Origin of the sequence: Brevibacillus sp. MCWH, assembly GCF_013096935.1 — a bacterium.
Taxonomy (GTDB): domain Bacteria; phylum Bacillota; class Bacilli; order Brevibacillales; family Brevibacillaceae; genus Brevibacillus; species Brevibacillus aydinogluensis.
The window spans coordinates 205,799-229,717 of the sequence record NZ_SDLF01000006.1; the positions used below are offsets into that span (position 1 = coordinate 205,799).

A 23,919-nucleotide genomic window follows, 5' to 3' on the forward strand; every position below is an offset into this window, starting at 1 on the left:
CGATTATTTACCGCGCTTTTGTCTGGAAGAGGTGATTCCGTGTTTCGATTTGAACAGATGGAGGTTTTCCAGCGCGCGGCCGGTTCCGATCGCGACACAATCCAGGGCGTTTTCCGCCACGTGCACCGGCATGCCGGTCTCCTTGCTCAGCAGGCGATCGATATTACGCAGCAGCGCTCCGCCGCCGGTCAGCACGATGCCGCGGTCCATGATGTCAGCTGCCAGCTCCGGCGGACTTTTCTCCAGTGTTACTTTCACGGCTTCGACGATGGCTGCCACCGTTTCCGCCAGCGCTTCGGCAATTTCCTCGCTGCTGACGGACAGAGTTTTCGGCAGCCCGGTCACCAGGTCGCGCCCGCGAATCTCGACGGTCTCCAACTCGTCGGGAGCGATGGCGGAGCCGATCTCCAGTTTCAGCGTTTCCGCGGTGCGCTCGCCGATCATCAGGTTGTACTTACGTTTGATGTATTGAATGATGGCTTCGTCCATTTCGTCGCCCGCGACGCGAATGGAACGGGAGGTCACGATGCCGCCGAGCGAAATGATCGCCACTTCCGTCGTCCCCCCGCCGATGTCCACGACCATGCTGCCGGTCGGTTCCCACACCGGCAGGTCAGCGCCAATCGCTGCGGCAAACGGTTCTTCGATGGTGTACGCTTCCTTCGCGCCGGCCTGTTTGGTGGCGTCTTCCACGGCCCGTTTTTCCACCGCGGTAATGCCGGACGGAACGCAAACCATCACGTTTGGACGGCGGCTGAACAGTCCCTGGTTTTTCTGCGCCTGGTTGATGAAGTAGCGCATCATTGTTGCCGTCGTGTCAAAATCGGCAATCACGCCGTCCTTCATCGGGCGAACGGCGACGATATTGCCGGGGGTACGGCCAATCATGCTCTTGGCAGCATTCCCGACTGCTTCGATCGTATTGGTGTCGGTGCGAATCGCCACGACGGACGGTTCGCGTACGACAATCCCTTTTCCTTTTACATAGACCAGTGTATTGGCAGTGCCAAGGTCAATCCCCATGTCACGAGAAAATCCACCAAACATAAAAAAACTCCTTCCGCTGTTGTCCGGTTACAAATCAATGATGTAATAAACTCTGGTAAAACATGCTCGGTAACACCGGTCCATTATGCGGAGCCAACGCATACCCGTTACAGGTAGCCCTGCTCTTTCAAGCTCACGTACCTGGCGTCACCGATGATAATGTGGTCCAGCAGGGTAATGCCAAGCAGTTCGCCGGCTTCCCGCAAGGTGCGGGTAATGGCGAGGTCTTCCCTGCTGGGTGTTGGGTCGCCGCTGGGATGGTTATGTATGCAAATGACCGATGCGCTGCTGGAGCGAATCGCTTCTTTGAATACTTCCCGCGGATGCACAATGGAGGTGTCCAGACTCCCGACAAAAATCGTTTTTTTGCCGATGACGTGATTTTTGGTGTTGAGAAACAGACAGACAAAATGCTCCTGCGTCAGATGGCCAAGCTCTGGCATCATCAGTTCCGCCACATCGCGCGGCAGACGGATGGACGCGCGGCGCTGCCCCGAACCTCCAAGCAGTCTGCGCCCCAACTCGAATGCAGCATGCAACTCGATCGCTTTCACCTGTCCGATTCCCTTCAAGCTGGTGAGTTCGGTGTGAGAGGCTTGAGCCAGGCTGCGCAAGTCGCCAAACGTAGCCAGCAGGCGCTGGGCAAGTTCAAACGCCGTCTCCTGTTCACTGCCCGTTCGCAGCAGAATCGCGAGAAGCTCGGCATCGGACAGATGGCCCGCTCCTTCGCGCAGCAGTCTTTCTCTTGGGCGGTCATAGTAAGGGACGTTTTTCTTACGCATTTCGTTACAGGTGGTTGCCGACATTTTTACCGCCTCCAGCAAATCGTGATCGGTTTGCGGAAACGGCTGGCATCAGAAGCGTCATGAGCGGGCAGAGGCCGTTGCCGCGGAATGCGCAGCACTGATGCGTTACAGCAGGGTGATTCCGAAGCGGGAAAGCATGCGGGCCGTCAAGCACAGCGGCAGTCCGACCACCGTAAAGTAGTCGCCTTCGATGCTTTCCACAAGGGTGGAGCCAATGCCTTGAATGGCGTACGAACCGGCCTTGTCCATCGGTTCCTTGGTCGCGATATAGGAGCGAATTTCCCGCTCGGTCAGCGGGCGAATCCGCACCGTGGTCTTGCAGTGTGCAACCTCGAAACGGCCGGTAGCGGCATCCGTCAGAGCGACGCCGCTGTACACGGTATGCTCACGGCCCTGGAGCTCCGAGAGCATGCGAAAAGCGTCCGGCTCGTCAGCCGGCTTGCCCAAAATGCGTCCGTCCAGGACCACGATGGTATCAGAGCCGAGCACGACGCCGGTATCGAGGCGGGAAGCGACGGCCTGCGCCTTGCGAAGGGCCAATTCTTCCACTACCGCTTCCGGGGACATTCCCGGCTGTGTCGTCTCGTCCACTTCACTGGTCATGACGGTAAACGGCAGACCCAACGTCTGCAAAAGTTCCCGCCTCCTCGGCGACGAGGAAGCCAAAATGAGTGATGTTTCTGCTTTCATGTCACGTTCGACCTACTTCATTCTGCGATATATCCAAAAGGCGAGAGCAAGCCCTCCGATACTGGCCAGATTTAGTTTTACCTGAATGTTTATGTTATACTTCAGGATTTCCAAATCGGCCGCCGGGGTCCATGAAATCTCTTTACTCTTTGCGAGAAACGGGATCCACGGTCCCAAAATCTCTCCCAGGATACTGCCGCATAACATCCCGGAAAGTAAAAGAAGCAGAAGCGTAAGTGTTTCTTTCCCCTTCAAATCCCTCATCTCCCTTTTTGTCTCTGCGTCCGAACCACTATTCCCCGCATCCGTCCCGCAGAGGTGCGGTGCAGCCAATGGCGGCTGCCCGACCGGTGCCGTGCGGCAGCCCGGCAATACCGGAACGAAGCCGTTCGAACATCTATATCTCTCAAGGGATTTCTTTTTTGCCAACCATAAGTGTAGCAAATGGGACAAGGTGAAACAATCCCCGATACTTACTGTATGTAAAGAAAAAACTTCCTGCAAGAAAACCTGCATGGAAGTCTTGGTCATGTACCGTTATTCCGCCGCTTTCACCTGCCGGACCCAGTTGGCGTAGTTCTCCCAGAACGTCAGCACGCCGGCCTGCACCTGCCAAGCATACGATTCCGCGCTGGCCGTCTTGCCGCCGACAATTGCCTCCGCCATTTTGTCGCGGGCCTGCACAGCCTGGTTCATGCCGTTGACCATTCCGGCGAACAGAGACTGCCCCGACTCTTGCGCGGAAACGGATCGGCCCTGCTCCAGAAAACGGCGGTGCTGTTCTTTGATCGCGGACGCTTCTTCCTTAGACAGCACCGGCTGGGCCGAACTGATCACGTGACCCGATTGGCTGGCCAGGGTGCGGGCCATCTCCAGCCCGGTTTGGAAAAACGCATTCAAATCCTCCGGTGTTGCCGTCCCCGCCGCTCCTGTAACGGAAACGCTTCCGGAGACACCCGGCAGGACCCATTCCTTGACGTAGACGTCCATTCCCTTTGCCTTCAGATTGCTGGCAAACCCGAGCACGGCGTCGCGGGCAGGCGCCGCAGCAGCAAACAGATACTGTTTGTCCTCTCCTTTGTACAGGAAGTGCGGGATGCCCGCTGCGTCCAACGGCTTGATCGCCTCGACTGTTGACGTCTCGGGTTGGAACACTCCGATCTGGGCCACGTACAAACGCTCCTCCGGCAGTTGCAGCTCCACCATTTGCTTTGTGCCGTCCGCGTCAGTCCCTGCGGCTTCGGGTGTGACCGGTCCGGCCGCTTTCATCCCGTCTGCCTTATCATCCTTCCCCCCGGCCGAAAACGTCGTCACGGTATCGCTCAATACACTTTGATACGACCGGGACAGTTGTTCTTCGCCGAAAACGCTCAGCACCAGCAGTCCGAACACCAGCCCGATCGCCACCGCGCCGCCGGTGGCAAACAGATTTTTTGTCACGGTGCCTTGACGCACCCATTTCGACAGGACAACCCGGCTGCGTCTGAAACGGCCGCTTTCCTCCTCATCCGGGGAGAACTCCGCCTCCCGCTGCGGCTCAACGCCGCTATCCCGCACTGCCGTCACCTGCGGGTGCTTTTTGTGAAGCTCTTTTAACAGCGACCAGGCATCCTCTTCCCGCGACGTTTTGACGGTCGGGACGAGAGGGATCCCCTCTGCTTTCCGCCACTCGATCGGGGGCTGCCCGCCGTCCGTCTGCCCTGTTTTTTTCTCCGTCCTGCTTCCATCCCACCGCTCGCCGTTCAATTTTACCGTCACCTGCGTTTTTCTCTGTCCGCTCATGACAACGCCCTCCTCAAAAACAGGCTCTGTTTGTACCAGTCTACGTCGTGTGGGGACAGGTTATGACAGCATGTGGACAGCGAGGATGCCCGCACAGAGAAACGGAGCAAACGGCAGCGATGCCCCACGCCTTGCCTGCCCATCCAGCAGCATCAGGACACCTGCCGCCAGCGCCAGCGCACTGCCGACGGTAAGCCCAGCGGCAAACGTCCGCCAGCCGACCGCTGCCGCCAGCACACCCGCCAGTTTGGCGTCCCCCATCCCCACCACATCAGGTCGAACCGCGGAGATCGTCCCGAACAGCAGCAAGCCAAAACCCCCTGCCAACAGCGAGGAAAGCCAGGCGTCCGGATGCTTCAGCCAATGCAGGGCCGACAGGACGGGCAGGGCCGCCAGCAGGACGGCATTGGGGATGCGCCGGAACAAAACATCGGTCAGAGAAACCAGGAGACTGAATACAATGAGTAGGAGAGCGGAAAGCTGCTCTGTGATGTCCCTCCCGTCCTGCATTCGTACGACGGCAAACAGGGTGCCGCAGAGAAGCGACACGACCAGCCTGCAAAAAAGCGCAGGAGCACGGAAAGCAGACGGCCCAAAACGACAGGCCAGTCCGCATACATACCAGCCGGCAGCAGTGCCAAGAACTCCCGCACCGATCGCTCCCCACATCTCCACAGCAATGCTCCCTCCCTGTTTTTCTTCGCTGCAATGATTCTGCCTCTTCACAGCGGGACAAAAACAGGGGAGCCGTATCTGCCTAATCCAGCGGCCTCATTTTTCTGAGGCCATGCTCAAACTGGTGCAGCTGGTCTATGCGCTCGTTGACGAACTGGAAATCCTCCTGCCACCCCTGCTGCTTCGATTCCTGCACGACTTCCGCCTTCTTTTCCAGCGTCTTGATTTCGTTTCGCAGCGCGATGATGATATCCACAAATGTGTCCATATTCATCTGCCGGATTCGCTGAATAAACTGCCATTCCGCTTCCGTCAGCCGATATTGTTTGTTTGCCACGAAGTGATCCCTTCTTTATTGTAAAATGTGTCAAATTTTAATACTTTCGTTTCAAAACATGGACTTTTTGACGTCGCAATTTATATAATTATATTTGAATATGTTTATATAGACGAATTTACAAGGAAGGAATGAATGCATACTAGCATGAAAGAATTCCCTCCCCTTCGTTGAGGTCAGAGTTGACGTCAGTTCATCCAAACAGGAGGCGATCGTTGTGTTCAATATTCGGGAGTGTGACTTGCCTGGTATCGGGCGAAAGTACCAAATCGATACCAGGGGAGGAGACAAGCTTGTAGTCGTCGTTCACGACGACGGCCGAAGAGAGCTGTACCACTTTGACAAGGACGACCAGGATGACAATATCTCCATGGTCACGCTGGATGACGACGAAGCGCGTCAGGTCGCCGGCATCATCGGCGGGATGACCTATAAGCCGAAAGCCCTCGATACCATTGAAATTGCCTTGGATCAGCTGGTCATCGAATGGTACAAGATTGAACCTGGTTTTCGCTGCATCGGAAAAACCATCGGCGAACTGGACATCCGCCAAAAAACAGGGGCAATCGTCATTGCCATCATTGAAAAAGACCACAAACAGATTATCAGTCCCGGGCCGGAGCAGGTCCTTACCGCCGGCTCAACCCTGGTGGTTGCCGGGGAAAGAAAGCAGGTGAAGGCGTTAAAAACCACGCTGAGCACGGGAGGTGAATGATATTGGAGTACATCGTGTTTGAAGTAGGCCTGGCCATCGCGTTGATTGCCATCGCCGGCTTCATTTCCACGAAACTTCGCTTCTCCATTGTCCCCTTTTACATTCTGGTCGGCATGGCGGTGGGGCCCCACGCCCCTGATATCGGCCTGTTTGACCTCCGCTTCATTGAAAGTGCGCCGCTCATCGAATTTATGGGCCGCATCGGCATGCTGTTTCTGCTGTTCTACCTGGGACTTGAATTCTCCGTCGGCCGCCTGATCAAGGCAGGCCGCTCGATCGCCGTAGGCGGTACCATCTACATCGCCATCAATTTCACGCTCGGACTTTTGTTCGGGTTTGCCGCCGGGTTTCCCACAAAGGAAGCGCTGGTGATTGCCGGCATTACCACCAGTTCGTCCAGCGCCATCGTGGCAAAAGTGCTGGTCGACCTGAAACGGACAGCCAACCCGGAAACGGAGATGATCCTCGGCATTATCATGTTTGAGGACATCTTCCTGGCCCTCTACATCTCCATCATGTCCGGCCTGGTGCTGAGCGGGGCCTCATCGATTGCGGGCGTCATTACTTCCGCACTGATCGCGCTCGGCTACATGCTGCTGTTCATCATCATTGGGCGAAAGGCGGTCCCCTTGCTGAACCGCGCGCTCCAGATCAAATCCAATGAAGTGTTCATGCTCGCCGTGTTTTCCGGCCTCTTTCTGGTCGCCGGCTTCTCCGAGACGATCCACGTCGCCGAGGCGATCGGAGCGCTGCTCGTCGGCCTGGTGCTCGCGGAAACGGAGCATATGAAACGAATCGAGCATCTGATTCTGCCTTTCCGCGACTTTTTTGGCGCCATGTTCTTCTTCAGTTTTGGCCTGACGATCGATCCCTTGGCGCTGAGCGGAGCCGTGTGGCTGTCCATCATCGCCGTACTGCTCACAATGATCGGTAACTTTTCCGCCGGTCTGCTCGCCGGACGAAGCGTCGGCCTGTCCCCCAAGGCTTCGTCCAACATCGGACTCACCATTATGTCACGCGGTGAATTCTCCATCATCATCGCGAATCTGGGGAAATCCGGCGGCCTGCTTGAGATCCTCCAGCCGTTTGCGGCCCTTTACGTGTTAATTCTGGCGATTACGGGCCCGTTACTGACGAAGGAATCAAAGCGGATTTACAACCTGCTGAACCGGGTAATCCCATTAGAGCGGATGGGGCGGAAGAAGCCTGCGGAAAGCTCCGGCCAGCATTGACAACCGGCAAGGCCACAGCCAGAGGCCGCTCGGATGTGTTCCACGCGGCCTCTGGCGACCACTCACGGCATCCATTTGACCAAGAGACCGGCGTGCACCAGCCCGCCGCCAAAGCCGTAGAGGAGCAGCGTATCCCCGGGCTTCACCTTTCCGTCGCGGATGCCCAGTGAAAGCGCCAGCGGAATGGTGGCCGCCGACGTATTCCCGTAGTACTCCATGCTGTACAGTGTCTTCTCCAACGGAAATCCGCTTTTTTCGCAGATGGACTCAATCATCCGCAGATTGGCGCTGTGGGGAATGAACCAATCCACGTCCCCAAGCGTAAGTCCGGCCTGCTCCACCACTTTCGCCATGCCTGCGGGAACCGTAGTGACCGCCCATTTGTACACTTCCCGGCCGTTTTGCACGATACAACCGTTTCCTGCCAGTTCTGCCTCACCCATTCGCCGCGACAACCCCGTGCGGTACAGATGAATGCCTCCCTCTCCTTTTGTTCCCAAATGGGCGGCAAGAAATCCCGGGTGCTGCTCATCCCGCTCGACCAGTACCGCCCCGGCGCCGTCGCCAAACAGAATGCAGGTGGTCCGATCCGTGTAGTCGGTCACCTTGGACAAGGTTTCCGCGGCCACGACCAGCACTTTTCGATGCAGCCCCGCACTGATCATGCCGTTGGCCAAGTGCAGGGCGTAGGCAAACCCGGCACAGGTGGCGTTTACATCAAGCGCTCCCGCCTGCCCGATTCCAAAGCGGGCTTGAATGCGGCTGGCGACGCTGGGAAAGGGGTAATCCGGCGTGGTCGTAGAGACGAGAATGAGGTCGACATCCTCCACCGTTTTTCCATACGCCTTGATCATATCCTCAACGGCGGCGATTGCCAAATCGCTGGTGAACTGGTTTTCGTCGGCGATCCGCCGCTCCCGTATGCCGGTGCGCTGCACGATCCACTCATCCGACGTGTCTACCATCTTTTCCAGGTCAAAGTTGGTCAGCACACGCGCCGGCACGCAGGTACCAATGGCCGTGATGCGTGCTTTCGATGCCGTTTTCATACTCATCTTTTCTCACCTCGCTCGTATTGTACCCCTATTATATCACCAAGTATTATTACCTGGTGCTAATTTTCCCGTTTTATTCTATTGCTTTCATCACAAAAAACGCCCGGACCGTCATCCGGACGTTTTTTTGCCGTTTTTCACACGTGCTTGCCGTTACTTGACCAGCTTTTCCACCAGCCAGTAAGCGGACTTCCAAATGTCGCCCGCTCCCATGGTCAGGACCATGTCGCCGGGCCGCAGCGCGTTGACCAGATGCTCCTGTACCTGTTCTTTCGTCGGGATGTATTGCGCGCGCGGGTGGCTGTTGGTGCGAATCTTTTCCACCAGCGCTTCGGCGGTCACCCCTTCGATTTTCTCCTCGCCAGCCGGGGAGTAGATGTCGGTGATGATCACCTCGTCCGCTTCCTTGAACGCCCGGCTGAACTCATCCATGAGAAAATACGTGCGGGTGAATCGCTGCGGCTGAAAGACGGCGATCACGCGTCTGCCCGACGCCCGGGCGCCGTTCAGCGTGGCCATGATTTCCGTCGGATGGTGGGCGTAGTCGTCCACCACGAGGATGTCACGCGCTTCTCCGATAATCTGGAACCGACGTTTTGCTCCTCTGAACGTTCCCAGCGCCTGCGCAACCGCTTCGAAGCTCAGCCCCGCTTCCAGACAGACGATAATCGCTGCCAGTGCGTTGGCCACGTTGTGCTTGCCCGGCACGTGCAGCGTCAGCTCGCCGAGCAGCTCTCCACGTCGGTACACCTCGCATTGGGTGCGGCGGTCGCCGCAGAGGATCGACCGTGCGCTGAAATCTGCCTGATCCACAAACGACGGGTGGATGGCGTACGTAATCACTGTTTCGGATACCGCTGTCATCATTTCCCGGACAGTCGGATCGTCGAGACACAGAATCGCTTTTCCGCCCGGTTTCAAGTGACTGAGGAACTGCGCGTACGCCCGCTTGAGATTGTTAAAATCGCCGCCAAAATGTTCCAGGTGGTCCGGTTCAATGTTGGTGACGACTTCGTACACAGGCCGATACTCCAGGAAGGAGCCGTCGCTCTCGTCCGCTTCCGCAACGACGATATCGCTTTTGCCCGCTTTTGCGTTGGTTCCCGCATTCAGAAGTTCTCCACCGATGATAAACGTCGGATCTACTCCGCACTCTTCCAGAACGTGGGCGATCATCGAAGTCGTCGTCGTCTTGCCGTGTGCACCTGCAACGGCCACGCCCGTCCGCTCGTTGAGAATACGGGCCAGCATCTGGGAGCGGTGCAGCACAGGAATGCCGCTTGCCTGGGCCGCGACGACTTCCGGGTTATCCTTTGGAATACTGGTGGAATATACGACCAGATCACTGCCTGCGACATGCTTGGCATCGTGGCCGATATACACGACAGCTCCCCGTTCCACCAGTTTTTGGGCCAGATCGTTCATTGCGACATCTGAGCCGGTTACCTTGTAGCCAAGGTCGATCAAGACGCGGGCGATGGCACTCATGCCATATCCGCCAATGCCCACAAAGTGGACGCGTTGGGCCTGATCCACCCTATTCACCTGCCTCTTCTACTGTAGTGGGAAAGAACGCGCGTACTTGGGCGATGAAGTAGAGCGAACCGCAGACAACCAACCAATCGTCGCCGTTTACCCTCCGGCTGTCCTTCACCCAAGAAGAAAGAAACGCCTGCCAGTCGGAGACGGACTCAAGACTTTCTGTCTGCCATCCTCCCGAGCAAAACGCATCGTACAATTGCCGGCTCTCGGCGGCGCGAGGAAAGACAAACGTCGCAAGGTGTATGGTCTTCACACGCTCTTGCAGCGGTTTGAGCGCCTCGGCCATCTGAGCAAGCGGCTTATCCGCCAGTCCGGCAAACAGCAGGTGCAGCCGGGTGTCTGCTGTCACCAACCGCTCCAGACTGCTCACCAGCGCTTCTATTCCCTCCCGGTTGTGTGCCCCGTCCAACACGACCATCGGTCTTGACGAGACGACTTCTAGACGTCCTGGCCAGCGAGTTTGTTGCAGTCCGCGGGCAATTTCCTCGTCTTCCAGCAAAAAGGAGAAGAAGTTTTTCAGCACGTCGATCGTCATCAGGGCAACGGCAGCATTATCCGCCTGATGGGGGCCGTTCATGGCCAGCCGGTAATCCGTCTCGTGCCGGCGGTGCAGGCTGCGGTAGCGGATGAGCTGCTCACCCATCCGCTCCTCCAGCTGCTCCACGTCAAAGTGATGACCGATTGTGTACAGTGTGCCGCGTGCTTTCTCGACGTGTTCCCGGAAAACGGTGAGCACTTCCGGCCGCCGTTCACCGGTCACGACAGGCACACCCGGTTTGATAATCCCCGCTTTTTCCCGGGCAATCTCCTCCAGGGTGCCTCCCAGGACATCCGTGTGATCCATGCCGATGTTGGTAATGACGGAAACGAGCGGAAAGACGACGTTGGTGGAGTCGTTCCGTCCTCCCAATCCCGCTTCCCACACGACGACGGCGGGTCTGGCAATCTTGGCAAAGTAAAGGATGGCGATCATGGTGATCACCTCAAACTCCGTGGGCGAGCCGTACTCCGTTTCCGCCGCGCAGCGCTCCACGAGCGGCTTCACCTCATTGGCCACCGCTACCAGATCATCCTCGGGGATCATGACGCCATTGAACCGAATCCGCTCGCGAAAATCGAGCAGATACGGAGAGGTGAACGTGCCCACGCTGTAGCCGGCTTCCAGCAGCATCTGCGTCAGATAGGCGCAGGTGGAGCCTTTTCCGTTCGTGCCGGCGACGTGGACAAACGCCAGCCTGCGCTCGGGATGATCCAATTCCTGCAGCATCCACCGCATTCTCTCCAGACCCGGTTTCTGCCCGAATCTCAGCAGCCCGTGCAGCCAGTCAAGCGTTTCACTGTACCCTTCCAAACGGTTTACGTTCATACCGCATTGCTCCATTCTCAAAAGTATGCGAAAGGTCGGCGGATCATTCGCTTTTCAGTTCCGCCAGGCGGGCAATCACTTTGTCCCGCTTCTCCATGTAATCAGCCAGTTTGGCCTTTTCTTCGTCGATCACTTTTGCCGGGGCTTTTGCCATAAAGCCCGGGTTGTTCAGCTTGTTCTCAATCCGCTCCACTTCCTTGTGCAGCGTCGCCAGTTCTTTTTCCAGGCGTTTGATCTCTTGGTCGAGATCGATCAGCCCGGCCAGCGGCAGGAACAGCTCCGCACCCGTCACCACGGCGGACATCGCCTTGTCCGGCGTCGCCAACTGCTCACTGATCTCCAGGCGTTCAGGATTGCAGAAGCGGACGATGTACTCTTTGCCCCGGTTCAGGCGTTCCAGCGCAACGGCGTCGCCCGGCTTGATCAGCAGCTCGATCTTTTTGGACATCGGCACGTTGACCTCGGCGCGAATGTTGCGCACGCTGCGGATCACTTCCATGAGCAGGTTCATCTCTGCCTCGGCATCCGGGAAGCTCCACTGTTCATTGACAGTCGGCCATGCCGCCACCGTGATGCTCTCGCCCTGGTGAGGCAGCGCCTGCCAGATTTCCTCGGTGATGAACGGCATGAACGGATGCAGGAGGCGCAGCGTTTGATCCAGCACGGTGGCAAGCACCGACTGGGTCGTCTTCTTCGCCGCCTCGTCGCTGCCGTACAGCGGCAGTTTGGCCATCTCGATGTACCAGTCGCAGAGATCGTCCCAGATGAAGTTGTACAGCACACGTCCTGCTTCGCCAAATTCAAACGCGTCCATCAAGCGGGTCACGTCGGCGATGGTAGCCTGCAGACGGGAGAGAATCCACTTGTCCGGCGTGGACAGTTCGCCCGACAGGTCAATGTCCTCGTAGCGGAAGCCGGCCATGTTCATCAGGGCAAAACGGGAGGCGTTCCAGATCTTGTTGGCGAAGTTGCGGTTGGATTCCACCTTCTCCCAGTAGAAGCGCTGGTCGTTCCCCGGCGAGTTGCCCGTCGCCAGCGTGAAGCGGAGCGCGTCTGCCCCGTATTTTTCAATTACTTCCATCGGATCGACGCCATTGCCCAGCGACTTGGACATCTTGCGCCCTTCGGAGTCGCGAATAATGCCGTGAATCAACACGGTCTCAAACGGATTTTTCCCGGTAAACTCCAGGCCGCTGAAAATCATCCGGGCGACCCAGAAGAAGATGATGTCGTAGCCGGTGACCAGCACGTTGGTCGGATAAAAGTACTTCAAGTCCTCGGTCTCGTCCGGCCAGCCCAGCGTGGAGAACGGCCAGAGCGCGGACGAGAACCAGGTGTCAAGGACGTCCGGGTCCTGCTCCAGCTTGTGGCTGTGGCAGTGCGGGCACTCGGTCACGTCGTCGCGGGACACAATCGTCTCGCCGCAGTCCTGGCAGTACCATGCCGGAATCCGGTGTCCCCACCAGAGCTGACGGGAAATGCACCAGTCGCGAATGTTTTCAATCCAGCGCAAATAGTTGTTCTTGAAGCGTTCCGGAACGAATTTGACGCTGTTCTCGCTGTACGCATTGGCGATGGCAGCATCGGCCAGGGGCTGCATTTTGACGAACCACTGCGTCGACAGGTACGGCTCGACGACGGCGTCGCTCCGCTCGCTGTGACCCACCTGGTGGATGTGCTCCTCGATTTTGAACATGACGCCCTGCTCGGTCAGGTCCTTGATGATCTGCTTGCGGCACTCGAAGCGGTCGAGGCCCTGATACTTGCCGGCGTTTTCATTCATCGTGCCGGTTTCGTCCATGACCACGATCTGCGGCAGGTTGTGTCTCAAGCCGATTTCAAAGTCGTTCGGATCGTGGGCCGGCGTGATTTTCACGGCGCCGGAACCAAACTCGGGGTCGACGTAGTTGTCAGCTACGATCGGAATTTCCCGACCGACGATCGGCAGAATCACCGTTTTGCCGATCAGGTGCTTGTATCGTTCGTCATCCGGGTGAACAGCGACAGCAGTATCACCCAGCATCGTTTCCGGACGGGTGGTCGCCACTTCGATGTAGCCGCTGCCGTCAGCCAGCGGGTAGCGCATGTGGTGCAGCGCGCCCTTCACCTCTTTGTAGATCACCTCGATGTCGGAGAGCGCCGTGCGTGCGACCGGGTCCCAGTTGATGATGCGGTTGCCGCGGTAGATCAGGCCTTTTTCGTAGAGACGGACGAATACCTCGCGCACCGCCCGGGACAGTCCTTCGTCCATGGTAAAGCGTTCACGCGAATAGTCCAGCGCCAGCCCCAGCTTTTCCCACTGGTCGCGGATGTGTTGGGCGTAGATGTGCTTCCACTCCCAGACTTTTTCCAAAAACTTCTCCCGACCCAGATCGTGGCGGGAAATGCCCTGTTCGCGCAGGTTTGCTTCCACGCGGGCCTGAGTGGCGATTCCGGCGTGGTCCATCCCCGGCAAAAACAGCGTGCTGTAACCCTGCATTCGCTTGGCGCGGGTGATGATGTCCTGCAGGGTGGTGTCCAGAGCGTGCCCCAGGTGCAGCTTGCCCGTCACGTTCGGCGGCGGGATGACGATCGTGAACGGACGTTTGTCCGGATCACGCTCCGCCTTGAAAAACTGCTTTTCGATCCAGTACGGATACCATTTGCTTTCCGCTGCCTTCGGATCGTAGTTCTTCGGCAGCAGTTGATCGATGTCTTGCGTCGGTTGAGTCGACATAGCACATCCTCCTTCGGAAAATAAAAAAACCTTTCATCCAAAGGACGAAAGGATCATTTCGCGGTACCACCTTTGTTAACGCACGGCGCGTCGAAAAGACAGACGGGGCGTGCGTTCCCTCAGACACATAACGGCTGTTGACCGGTTTCGGCTAAGCGGCATCGCTTCACCGAAACAACTCCCGGGCGACCTTCAGCCATTCCCTGCCTTAGAGAATCTCGCAGCAAATGATTCTCCCTCTCTGCCAAGGCGTCCTGGCCTACTCTTCCCGTTCATCGCTTGTTCCCTGTTCTGTTGCAGATTCTAGGTTATTATTATATACAAACTGCGCGCAGCCCGTCAAACCCGGCCTGCTACGCTTTTTTGACGCCAATGCCGAGCGCCTCCGCAAACCCCAGCAGTTCCAGGATGTCCAATATCTCTTCCCGCACGTTGACGATTTCCACGTGTTTGCCCGCACTAAGCAAATCCTTGGTGGTGTAAAACAGGCTGCAAATCCCTGAAGAATCGACAAACGTCACGTCGCGAAAGTCAACCGTCACGCGTTGATTCCGCTCCCCGTATTCACGCAGCAGCCGCCCCACTTCGTCCCCTACGGCCATGTCCAGTTCTCCGGCAAAAAACAGCGCGGCCTGTCCGTCCGCTTCGATTGCCCGGTATTCCATGCACAAACTCCTCTCCCTTGGTTTTCTCATCACGCCACCGGTACTGACAGTTCCCTGCTTTCATGTATTACCCTTTTGTGCATTTCCCAAACATTCACAATGGTTGGACGCGGCACTCCAAGACCAGTTTTGTGCCCGCCGACGAACTGCAAAGCAGGAGCCGGTCGCAGCACCGCAGCATGACGTGAAACCCGACACCCAGCGAGTTTCGGGTGGAATAGCCCTGGATCAGCGTCGCACGCGGCAGTTCTTCCAGATCGATGCCGCCCCCCTGGTCATGGACGACGGCGCGGCACACTTGCTCATTTGCCCGGTAGAGAGTGACCGTACCGCCGCTGCCGTGCTTCAGCGTATTGCTGGCCGCTTCGTTCAGCGCCACGATGTACTGCAATAGACGCTTGTCCGCCATTCCGAGCGGCTCCAGCACCCGTCGGCACTCGCGCCTCAGCCTGCTCAAATCCTCCGGAGCCCGTACGTCAATGGCAGCCAGCATCTCTCCTTCCCTGATCAGTACAAACAGTTCCTCGTCAGTCAACAGGACCAGCTTGTCGCCCGTCACCGACGCCAACACCTGTTTGTACAAATCCCACTCTTTTTTCTGCCGCCGCCGCTCCTCGGCAATCGCCTCCGTAATGTCGATCAGCGCAAGGCCGCACGTCCGGTCCGGCAGGGGAGACGCGTACAGCTCGTAGACACGGCTCCCGTCCGGCGCCACGACCTGTTCCCTGAGCGCGGTGCCCGCGTCCGCCGCCCGTGCCGCCAGACGGCGCATCTCCTGCTCCAGCGGGTCTTCCACCCGAACTGTCCCGAGCGGACGCAGGCGGCCGTCCTCCACCAGATAAAGGTAGATCGCCCCCACCTGGCGCAGGATGGAGAGCTTCTGCAGCTCCTGCTTGATTATCCGGCTCCACTCGTCGTTCCGCTCCCGCATGTTTTTCAACAGCGAGGCCGGGTCGAGCTCCCCGCTCAGATGCCAACGGTGAAACTCATCCAGGAGCAGCCGCTCCAGCACCTCGTTCCGGCGCAGCACCTTTTCAATATCCAGCACGTAATACGGCACATTGCGGATTCCCCGGACCAGGCTGCCGATAATCCGAAAGTCGGCGGCCAGCTCCACTTCAATTCGCCCATGCAGCGGCTGCCCGGGACAGTACAGCCCCACTGCGGTCCGGCTGACCGCGCGCAGCTCCGCGACAACCTCCGCGCCGTCCGCCAAAAGCGTCAGACGAACCTGCCGGGGCGGCAGCACCTTCTGCGCCGAGCGGCCCACCCGCAGTTCGTTCAGGCAGTTGCGGCAGGAGGGCTCGTCGGGACACCGCTCACACAGTATCATGCTCCTTCCCCCTCTTTCTTCGCAGCCGTTTGAAACTGAAGGATCAACAAGGAAATGTCATCCTTCTGCTGCCAGGCGCGGGTCAATTCCCAGACGCGCTGCTCCACCAAGGCAATGCGATCTTCGGCCGATGTCCGGCATTCGTTCCACAGTGCGGACAATTCCCGGCGCCATCTGTCGGGGCAGCGGCTCGAATCGCGCCGCTTCAGGTCTGGCAGGCCATCCGTGTAGACGAGCAGCATGCCGTCTTCAGTAATGTCCATTTCCTCCCGGACGTAGCGGCTGTCGGACGACAACCCCAGCCCCAAGCCCCCGGCGCAGGAGAACAGGCCGACCTTGCTGGCCGACAGGTACAGCGGCTGGGGATGGCCCGCCCGGCTGAGAAAGAGCTTGTGGGCAACAGCGTCGTACACCACGATCAACATCGTGATGAACGAGCGCGTTTTGCTCAAATCCGCATACAGCAGGTTGTTCAGCCTGTAGAGTATCTGGTCAGGCTCCCAGCACGTCTGGATCACTGCCCGCAGCGCGCTGCGAATGCTGTTGGCCATCAGGCTGGCCGGCAGGCCGTGTCCCGATGCGTCTGCCACGACAAAGCAGGTGTAGCGCTGGTCAATCCGGACGTAATCCACGTAGTCCCCGCCCACGTAGGCAACCGGCAGATAGACCGCTTTTGCCTGCAGGCGCGGCAGCACCATCCGTTCCTCAGGAATGAGCAGCAGTTGAATTCTCCGCGCAAGCTCCATCTCCTGCTCCATCAGGCGCAGTTCAAGCGACTGGTTTTCGTGCAGACAGCGCAGGATCAGACCACGCACGTTGACCGCGAGCAGTCGGTAAAAGGGGTGCTCCATCTCTTTTTCATCCGCCTCTTCGTCCGCCGTCTTGGCCAACACCACCACGTAGCGGGGCGACAGCGGCGAATCCCGCTGTTCGTCGACGACAATCTGCTCCGTCAGCGTATGCCGAATTTGCGGATGGTCCGGATTGCCCCGGACGCTCTCGTAATAGACGACACCATCCGCTGACTCCAGGGACAGCCGCAGGTATAAAAGCGTGCCCATTTTGGCAAACCAGGCGTCCACCAGCTCCTCGATCACCAGCTGCAGGTTTTCGTAGCTCACTTCCCTCATGCTGTGCTCGTTGCTGACGATCAGGAGCTGTTCATAGCGCTGCTTCAGCTTGAGCAGCTGCGCCATCTGGGCGTTTTTCCGCCCACTCTGCTCCAATTGCTCCGCGAACCTCCGTTCCAGTCTGTCCACATACCCAAAGGCGCGTTTGATCACGCTCCGGTTGGCCCGGATTGTCAGCACCAGCCTCACCAGCGCCACCAGCGCTCCCAGGGCCATGCCGATCAGACTGAGGCGCGGTATGGCGGCAACGGATAAGGCGGCAACCACGGTACCTGTCAGCAGTACCGCCGCCATGGATGCATCATGGAGGGAAAATGTCAGTCTTTCGTACGAATGGGTGCAGTCGTCGATTTCCAGTGAGCGTTCACTGACTCGCTCACGACGCTGATGCGCCCGGCAGAGAAGCCAAAGCGAAGTGGCCCCCGCGCCAAACAGCAGAGCCGGAGACAAAAAGGGCAGCGCCGCCGTCAAAACAATAAACGGCAAAACGGCCGCAAGCAGGCGGCGCCGATCCGGCTGGGCCGCATCCGCCATCCGCCGATTGGCGAGTGCCAGGGTGACGGCGGGAAGCAGCAGCAAAAACCCGCTTTGCAGCGCCATTTGGGCGTGCAGCTGGCGGGACAAATCCGGCATGAGCATCAGGCAGACGGCTGTTGTGCCCAACATGGCGCACAGCGTCAGTGCGTCCAGCAGCGTCTTCCACCGCTCGCGGCCGAGATACGGAGCAAACATCGTGTGCAAGGCCAACAGAAAAAAGAGCGAAAAGCACACACACAAAGACAGGCTGATTATCCGGACCCAAGCCATCGGGATGAATCCCAGCAGGTGTCCGGCTCCCCAGCTGATCAATCCCCATCCCAGCCAAAACGCATCCCAACGCCTATCGCAAGCTGAACGACGGGACACATGCACCAGATACGCGCCCGCGCCCGTACCCAGCGTGTAAAGAAGAGCTTCCCAGATCATCGTGGATCTCCTTATTTTTGCTATCCTATCAGACTATTTTCATTTTACCTACCCGCTCACTCCTGCGTCCAAACCTGTTTTTGCCCCGATAAGCGCGGCTGGTGCAAGGCACTGGCTGTATTCCTTGCGCATATGCTGGAACGAGGTGATTCCGATGAACTGCCGCTGGAAATTCCACCCCACCTACCTGAGGATCAAGTACGGCTGCAAACAGGTTCTGCTGCCGCTGATCATCTTTCAGTTCATCCGCACGGTGATCGTTCCCACATCGTTTGACGTCGTCCTGCTCGGCATCCTGGGGCTCTTGTACGTGGCCATTTACCTCGGCTGGCTGTAGGGGACTTCAATGAGGACAGCAAAAAAACAACGCCCCACTCTGTGAGACGCTGCTTGTCAAAAGGCCTGCTGAACCCAGCGGTTGAGCCGCATCAACCGGTCTATATCCTTCTCCAGCCGCTTGACGGCGTACAGTTCGTTCCAATCCCGCATGCCGCCGTAGTAGATTTCGATATCCCGCATCACCCTTTCCGGGTAGGTGAGAAAGATTGAAAGCAGGTCGATCTCATCCGGCCGAAGCGGAAAGATGCTGGTGTAGTGATGAAACAGTTGACTCGCCCCCGCCGCGTCGCCCGCCTGGTGAAAATAGGCGCGGTAGAACAGGGTCAGGTCACGGGTGGGCGTGTCAAAGAGGGCGCGGTCAAAGTTCAGCAGCTTTCCCTTCCCCGAGCGGTCGGGCATGATGTGGGCCGGATGGGGGAAGCCGTGGATCAGGGACAAGCGGAAGTGGGCGTGGGTCTGGTGCCGTTCCCGCCAATCCCGGAGCCGGGCAATCGCTGTTTGGGCCAGTTCGGACACGTACGCCTGATTGGCGAGGAAGACCACGTCAAACGGCGATGGATACAGGCGCTCACGGGCCAGGTCGGCCGCCTTCTCCGCATGTGCCAACAGATGCTGCCAGCGTTTCAAAAGGGAGTCGATCAGCGGCTCTACCTGGCGAGGATCGTCAAACCGGAAATTTTGCGTCAAATGGTGCAGCTCGGCCAATCGTTCCACGGTCGGCGTCGCCCAGGCCAATGGCTGATTGTCCCACAGTTCGCCACCGGGCATCCAGACGGTCAGGTAATACGTGGTCTCTCCCTGCTGGACGTAAGGTTCGTCGTATTTCGTGTAACAGTACGGCACCGCTCCGTCCCATCCCCGCTGCTGCAGATGGCGCAAAACGCCGCTGACAAGCAGCAGCTTTTGCGCAGAGACCCGCGTCCGCTTGCAGACAAACGATCCGTAAGGGGTCAACACCTTGTACACGTTGGGGGGTTTTAGTTCATCGACGGTCTGGGCGTACATGTCGTATTCACGAAACAGCGGATAAATATCGTCAAAGCGGCTCATACGCCTACTCACTCCTTGCACCCTCAGCCCGCTCAGCCACACGCCGCAGCAAACCGTCGACGGATTGCTGACGAACGAGGGCCTGCTCAAACTCCGCTGCCGAGCCCCCGTCCGGCTGACCATCATCCTCCATGTATTTTTCCATTTGTTTCCATAATTCCATTGGTGCCGCCAGAAACGCCAGCATTAGCGTATAGTCGCCGTAACTGAGCGGTTTTGCCTCCTCGTAGCCGTCGAGAAAGGCATCCACCTGAGCTTGGTCATGATGCGTCAGGTACAGATCCCGCAAAAAGACGGCCACATCCCGCTGCTGAACGGACAGCGTCGGCTGGAAAAAGCCGCGCAGGTAAAGCCTGCCATCGATCATGCCCAAATTGTCCCGGTGCAGTTCGCCGTGCGAGACGGACAGTGCAGCCGGATCAATCCGCGAACTGGCCAATAGGTCGGCGCTGCGCTGCATACGCTGGAGCACGAAGGGAAACAATTCGGCGACTCGCCGCCGTTCCCCCTCCGCCCGCCTGTACCTGGCCCGTACCGCTTCCCACAATTCCCGTGCCCGCCTTGACTCGGCCACCGCCTGAAGCTGTTCCTGGCGCCAAAAGTCTACGGCGGGAAACAGGCTGCTCTCCCGCTGGGCTGCGTGCATCATGCCGATGATCCTGCCGCATTGGCGGATGGTCTCGTGATCCGTCGGAACCGGTTCGATGTGGCGCAGATGGTCTGTCAGGGTAATGCCGCGGCTGGCCTTCACCAGATACGGTTTGGCATCCCGCGTGCGAATGAACCGTTCCAGTTCGCGAAACCCCTGCCGGGCCATCCTCTCCCGCCAGGCAAACGACCAGCGCATCACGTCCACACGCGGCCAGATACGCAGTTCCTTGGTGCCCCGGTTTGTCTCCAGCAGATAGCAGTCTTCCAGCGGCGTCATGTGGATTACCCTCGCCCGATAGCGCCGACAAATCTCGGAAAGGTCGATTTTCTCCACGGTTCCCCGCTCCTCACTCTGGAATGTACAAAATTTGCCCCTCCACTACCTGGTCCGCGCTCAACTTGTTTACCTCCAGGATCTTGGAGATGGGCAGGGAGTACCGCTGGGAAATGGATTCCAGCGTGTCGTTGCGCTGAATGATGCACAGTTTCAACTTGCTGTACCGCTCTTCTTTGCCGCGGATGAACGAGGTGAGGTTGTGCATCGCTTCCAGCGTCCTACTGTCCGGCTCGTACGCGTCCGCCCTGCGGGAAGAACTGGAGGACGACTCGGCGCTTTCGGCTGCCTGCGCTTCCTGTTGGATGCGACTTGCCTGGGAAAAGATGGACGTGAGGTTCAGTTTCTCCCCTTCTCCCTCGGTCGGCTTGCCGGAGATGGCCACACGCACCTCCCGCTCCTCTTCCGTCTTGGGAGCAGTCTGCACTTCCAAAACGTCCGGCTCCTCCTGCGCTTCGACGGTATCCGCCTCTTTCGCCTCCGCCTTGGCCTCGGCCACTCCCGTTTCTTCCGCTTTTACGCTTGCTTCAGCCGCTTCCGCTGCTTCCGCCTCCACGCTTGCTTCGGCCTTCACGCTTGCTTCCGCTTCGGCCGCTTCCGCTGCTTCCGCCTTCACGCGGGCCTCAACCGCTCCCGCCTCTTTTGCCTTCTTGTTGGCCTCGACAATTCGCGATTCACCCGCTGCAGGCCTGGCGCTTCCCGTTTCTTTACCTTCTGCCTGGGCCTCAACACCGCGTGTATTTTTCAATTCGGCCTCGTACGATGATGCGAATCTGGGAGCAGTGGCATCTGGAGCACTCTCCCACCTGCTTTGCTCCTCCCGAGCAGACGCGCGGTTCACCTCCCAGGGTGGAGCCTGATGAAACGACATCTCTGGATATTCGTCTGCTTCCAAAGCCGGCTGATCCCACGCACCTGTCACCTCACCGTATTCCGCTGAGGCGGTCACATCGCCATAATCCGTCTGGGGAGATGGCAAAGGTGAGGCAGGCCGGTCAAACAGCGCCGCGTATTCAGCAAGCTCCTCTGCCTCCGCATGAGGCTCCCGCTCCATCCTCTCCAGCTCAGACAGCCTCTGTTCGAGTTCTTCCAACGAAGCTGGACGTGCCACGCGGTCCCGCTGGTCCGGGCTGATTGCTTCGGCCTGCCACTGTTCTGCTGCGCGGCTCTCCACATCCACGTCCGAATGCATGTCCGAGTCCGTCTGCGGCTGCACGTCTGCACGCACGGACATGTCCGCTTCCGCCGTTTCCACCTCCGACTGCATCGCCTTCTGGTCGGATACCCAGTAAGGCTCTGCCATGTGGGCGGCTTCATCGGCGGGGGCCGTTGCCGAGTCGGGCTGCAGGGCGGATTGTTGCCCCTGCTCGGTCAGCTGAATGCCGGCAATTTTCAGTTCTGCTTCGATCAGCAGTTGATGCGGCGTTTCCACCTGGCAATCAAAACCGTCTACGACCGCGTAAATGTCCCCCATTTCGGCAACCCGGCTGACTGGGATCGTGATGTTGACGGGGATCCGATGATTCACTTCCTCCTCAAAACCGAACAGCCCGCCGTTGTTTCCCGCCTGCGGAAACGGAGCGAATGTCACCGCTTCCACCAGGGTTTCCGCTCCGCCTTCGGTAGGCTCCGAGGCGCCCCTGGCCGGCTCGTATGTTCCGTACAACTGCAGGCAGCCTGTTATGGAGATGAAGGACTGGTTTTCCAGCACCTCAATATCGGGGACCAATTCCAGCTCTTTCAATTCGCCAATCCCGGCGCGTTCCGCGGGGAGGAATATGGTTTCCTTGATGGCGAACGACAGCAGCCCATCCTGAATCGCCATTCGTGCTCCTCCTTTCAAGTGCAGGACATTTCCCTATACTATATGGACAGGACGAGCCGTTTAGCACTGCAAAATGAAAGGAGCACAAAAGAAATGATAGCCGTGCTGCAGCGAAAAGACGGAGACGTGCGCCAACCAGCGGTCTGCCGGTGATGTCCAATGCTGCCATCAGCAAATGAGGGCAGCCACAACAGCTTTTTTTACATGGACATGCCGCACGGAAACGCAAAAAAACCGGGGCATCAATTCCCCGGTTTTTGTGTCAAGTGGTCAAGCAGTTCGCGCATTGCCCGTTTTCCCTGGTCAATGCAGTCGGGCACCCCGACTCCGCCGTATGAGGCGCCTGCCAGCCGCACTGCAGGAAGCGCTGCACCTACTTTGGCAGTCACGTCGCGCAGCCACTGCTGATGGCCGACCATGTAGGGAAGGCCCCTGTTCCAGCGGGTGACCCGGTAAAAATCAGGCGTATCGCCGATCTTCATGACCCGTTTTAAATCGCGAATGACCACGTCGACGATCTCCTCGTCGGAGCGGTCGACGATTTCCTCGTGGCCCGGCTTGCCGACATAGCAGCGGACGAGCGCTTTTCCCTCGGGTGTCGTATGGGGCCACTTGCGATGCGTCCAGGTGCAGGCGGTGATGGTGTAATTGGCCTTGCGCGGCACGACGAAGCCCGTTCCCTCCACGTCCAGAGGCACCGCCTCCGCCGGGTAGGCCATCGCCACCGTGGCCATGATCGTCGGCTTTGCACCGCCGAGCGGCGGGATATCGACGTACGGACGCAGCAGTTCCTGCGCCACCGGATGAGGGACGGCCAACAGCACTGCATCCGTCCGCAGCGTCCGACCGTCGCTCAACTGCAGCATATATCCCTCCGGCCGCTTTTCGATCTGCCGCACTCCGGTATTCTTCTGCACCGCCTCTGCCGGCAACAGCTGCTCGATCCGCTCCGCCAGCGACTGCAGTCCGCCTTTCAGCGTCATGAACATGCCCGTCGGCTTTTTCGGCTGTTCCGGCTTTGCCTGCGGCCGTGCGTTTTTCATCGCCAGGATCAGGCTGCGGTACTTCTGTTCCATTTGCGCATACTGCGGAAACGTGGAGAGCAGGCTCAGCTTGTCGATGTCGCCGCCATACACACCGGAGATGAGCGGCTCGATGACGTTTTCGATCACTTCGTCGCCGAGACGGCGGCGGAAAAAGTGACCGACTGATTGGTCCTCGCCCGGTTTTCCGCCCGGCAGCACCAGGTCGGCGGCAGCCCGCAGTTTGCCCAGCGGCGACACCAGCGGCGTCCAGACAAACGGCAGCAGTTTGGTGGGAATGCCCATTACCGCCCCTTCCGGTATGGATACGAGGCGATCTTTATGGACGATGTACGCCTGTCCGGCGTGGTTGTGCACAAGCTGATCGCCCAACCCGACGTCTTTGATCAGTTGGGAGGCGCTTGTTTTGCGCTCCAAAAAGGAATCCGCCCCCAACTCGATGGTAAATCCCTGATGCCGCCACGTCTGGATTTTGCCGCCCAACCGGCTGCTTTCCTCCAGCAGGGTAAAGCTGACCGGTACGCCCTCTTCACGGCTCCATTTTTGCAGGTAGTAGGCGGCGCTCAGTCCCGTGATGCCGCCGCCCACGATCGTCACATGCAGGTGTTTGTCGCTCATAC

Annotated in this window: 21 protein-coding genes and 1 other annotated feature; of the genes, 3 read left to right on the forward strand and 18 right to left on the reverse strand. The window is 58.5% G+C overall.

The window, feature by feature from the left end; translation table 11 throughout:
• Positions 1 to 3: 3 nt before the first annotated feature.
• The 7 genes from ETC00_RS08110 to ETC00_RS08140 all read right to left on the reverse strand — a co-directional run bounded on the left by ETC00_RS08110 (position 4) and on the right by ETC00_RS08140 (position 5,337).
• Positions 4 to 1,047: a rod shape-determining protein gene (locus ETC00_RS08110; protein WP_171565480.1), complete on the reverse strand. Its 1,044-nt coding sequence runs from the start codon at positions 1,045 to 1,047 to the stop codon at positions 4 to 6.
• A gap of 107 nt (positions 1,048 to 1,154) precedes the next feature.
• Positions 1,155 to 1,829, reverse strand: coding sequence for a RadC family protein (gene radC, locus ETC00_RS08115; RefSeq protein ID WP_171565520.1), 675 nt, complete (start codon positions 1,827 to 1,829; stop codon positions 1,155 to 1,157).
• A gap of 129 nt (positions 1,830 to 1,958) precedes the next feature.
• Positions 1,959 to 2,543 carry a Maf family protein gene (locus tag ETC00_RS08120; RefSeq protein ID WP_171565481.1) on the reverse strand — a complete coding sequence of 195 codons (585 nt, stop codon included), beginning with the start codon at positions 2,541 to 2,543 and terminating at the stop codon, positions 1,959 to 1,961.
• Between the two features lie 12 nt (positions 2,544 to 2,555).
• Complete coding sequence (locus ETC00_RS20635) at positions 2,556 to 3,074, reverse strand: DUF4321 domain-containing protein (protein ID WP_230076710.1); 519 nt, start codon at positions 3,072 to 3,074, stop codon at positions 2,556 to 2,558.
• A gap of 6 nt (positions 3,075 to 3,080) precedes the next feature.
• A complete protein-coding gene (locus tag ETC00_RS08130) occupies positions 3,081 to 4,325 on the reverse strand; it encodes a hypothetical protein (RefSeq protein ID WP_171565482.1) in 1,245 nt (414 codons plus the stop codon).
• A 60-nt stretch (positions 4,326 to 4,385) separates the two neighbouring features.
• Positions 4,386 to 4,994, reverse strand: a complete 609-nt coding sequence (locus tag ETC00_RS08135) for a prepilin peptidase (RefSeq protein ID WP_249179097.1) — start codon at positions 4,992 to 4,994, stop codon at positions 4,386 to 4,388.
• A gap of 88 nt (positions 4,995 to 5,082) precedes the next feature.
• A complete protein-coding gene (locus tag ETC00_RS08140; protein WP_171565484.1) occupies positions 5,083 to 5,337 on the reverse strand; it encodes a hypothetical protein in 255 nt (84 codons plus the stop codon).
• Between the two features lie 217 nt (positions 5,338 to 5,554).
• On the opposite strand from ETC00_RS08140, the gene ETC00_RS08145 reads away from it, so the two are divergent.
• Positions 5,555 to 6,052 (forward strand): cation:proton antiporter regulatory subunit, encoded by a 498-nt coding sequence (locus ETC00_RS08145; protein ID WP_171565485.1) that lies wholly within the window; start codon positions 5,555 to 5,557, stop codon positions 6,050 to 6,052.
• Between the two features lie 2 nt (positions 6,053 to 6,054).
• Positions 6,055 to 7,284, forward strand: a complete 1,230-nt coding sequence (locus tag ETC00_RS08150; protein ID WP_171565486.1) for a cation:proton antiporter — start codon at positions 6,055 to 6,057, stop codon at positions 7,282 to 7,284.
• A 62-nt stretch (positions 7,285 to 7,346) separates the two neighbouring features.
• Here ETC00_RS08150 and ETC00_RS08155 read toward each other — a convergent pair whose 3' ends face one another.
• The 7 genes from ETC00_RS08155 to ETC00_RS20640 all read right to left on the reverse strand — a co-directional run bounded on the left by ETC00_RS08155 (position 7,347) and on the right by ETC00_RS20640 (position 18,057).
• Entirely contained in the window at positions 7,347 to 8,333 is a 987-nt protein-coding gene (locus tag ETC00_RS08155) for a ketoacyl-ACP synthase III (protein ID WP_371808881.1), read from the reverse strand.
• 159 nt (positions 8,334 to 8,492) lie between these two features.
• A complete protein-coding gene (gene murC, locus ETC00_RS08160) occupies positions 8,493 to 9,875 on the reverse strand; it encodes a UDP-N-acetylmuramate--L-alanine ligase (protein ID WP_171565488.1) in 1,383 nt (460 codons plus the stop codon).
• 1 nt (position 9,876) lies between these two features.
• Positions 9,877 to 11,247 carry a bifunctional folylpolyglutamate synthase/dihydrofolate synthase gene (locus ETC00_RS08165; RefSeq protein WP_171565489.1) on the reverse strand — a complete coding sequence of 457 codons (1,371 nt, stop codon included), beginning with the start codon at positions 11,245 to 11,247 and terminating at the stop codon, positions 9,877 to 9,879.
• 43 nt (positions 11,248 to 11,290) lie between these two features.
• Positions 11,291 to 13,963, reverse strand: a complete 2,673-nt coding sequence (locus tag ETC00_RS08170; RefSeq protein WP_171565490.1) for a valine--tRNA ligase — start codon at positions 13,961 to 13,963, stop codon at positions 11,291 to 11,293.
• A 37-nt stretch (positions 13,964 to 14,000) separates the two neighbouring features.
• Positions 14,001 to 14,248 (reverse strand) — a binding site (T-box leader).
• 68 nt (positions 14,249 to 14,316) lie between these two features.
• Entirely contained in the window at positions 14,317 to 14,628 is a 312-nt protein-coding gene (locus ETC00_RS08175) for an STAS domain-containing protein (RefSeq protein WP_171565491.1), read from the reverse strand.
• A gap of 94 nt (positions 14,629 to 14,722) precedes the next feature.
• Positions 14,723 to 15,961, reverse strand: a complete 1,239-nt coding sequence (locus ETC00_RS08180; protein ID WP_171565492.1) for an ATP-binding protein — start codon at positions 15,959 to 15,961, stop codon at positions 14,723 to 14,725.
• On the reverse strand, positions 15,958 to 18,057 hold the full coding sequence (locus tag ETC00_RS20640; protein WP_253264261.1) for a SpoIIE family protein phosphatase: 2,100 nt from the start codon (positions 18,055 to 18,057) through the stop codon (positions 15,958 to 15,960). The genes ETC00_RS08180 and ETC00_RS20640 overlap by 4 nt, the downstream gene beginning before the upstream one ends.
• A gap of 154 nt (positions 18,058 to 18,211) precedes the next feature.
• On the opposite strand from ETC00_RS20640, the gene ETC00_RS08190 reads away from it, so the two are divergent.
• Positions 18,212 to 18,394 (forward strand): hypothetical protein, encoded by a 183-nt coding sequence (locus ETC00_RS08190; protein WP_171565493.1) that lies wholly within the window; start codon positions 18,212 to 18,214, stop codon positions 18,392 to 18,394.
• A gap of 56 nt (positions 18,395 to 18,450) precedes the next feature.
• Here ETC00_RS08190 and ETC00_RS08195 read toward each other — a convergent pair whose 3' ends face one another.
• From ETC00_RS08195 to hemY, 4 genes are all read right to left on the reverse strand, one after another.
• On the reverse strand, positions 18,451 to 19,446 hold the full coding sequence (locus ETC00_RS08195; protein WP_171565494.1) for a protein kinase family protein: 996 nt from the start codon (positions 19,444 to 19,446) through the stop codon (positions 18,451 to 18,453).
• A gap of 4 nt (positions 19,447 to 19,450) precedes the next feature.
• Entirely contained in the window at positions 19,451 to 20,431 is a 981-nt protein-coding gene (locus ETC00_RS08200; protein WP_171565495.1) for an aminoglycoside phosphotransferase family protein, read from the reverse strand.
• Positions 20,432 to 20,444: 13 nt separating this feature from the next.
• Positions 20,445 to 22,256 (reverse strand): LysM peptidoglycan-binding domain-containing protein, encoded by a 1,812-nt coding sequence (locus ETC00_RS08205; RefSeq protein WP_171565496.1) that lies wholly within the window; start codon positions 22,254 to 22,256, stop codon positions 20,445 to 20,447.
• A gap of 242 nt (positions 22,257 to 22,498) precedes the next feature.
• Positions 22,499 to 23,917, reverse strand: a complete 1,419-nt coding sequence (gene hemY, locus ETC00_RS08210) for a protoporphyrinogen oxidase (protein WP_171565497.1) — start codon at positions 23,915 to 23,917, stop codon at positions 22,499 to 22,501.
• Between the last annotated feature and the right edge of the window lie 2 nt (positions 23,918 to 23,919).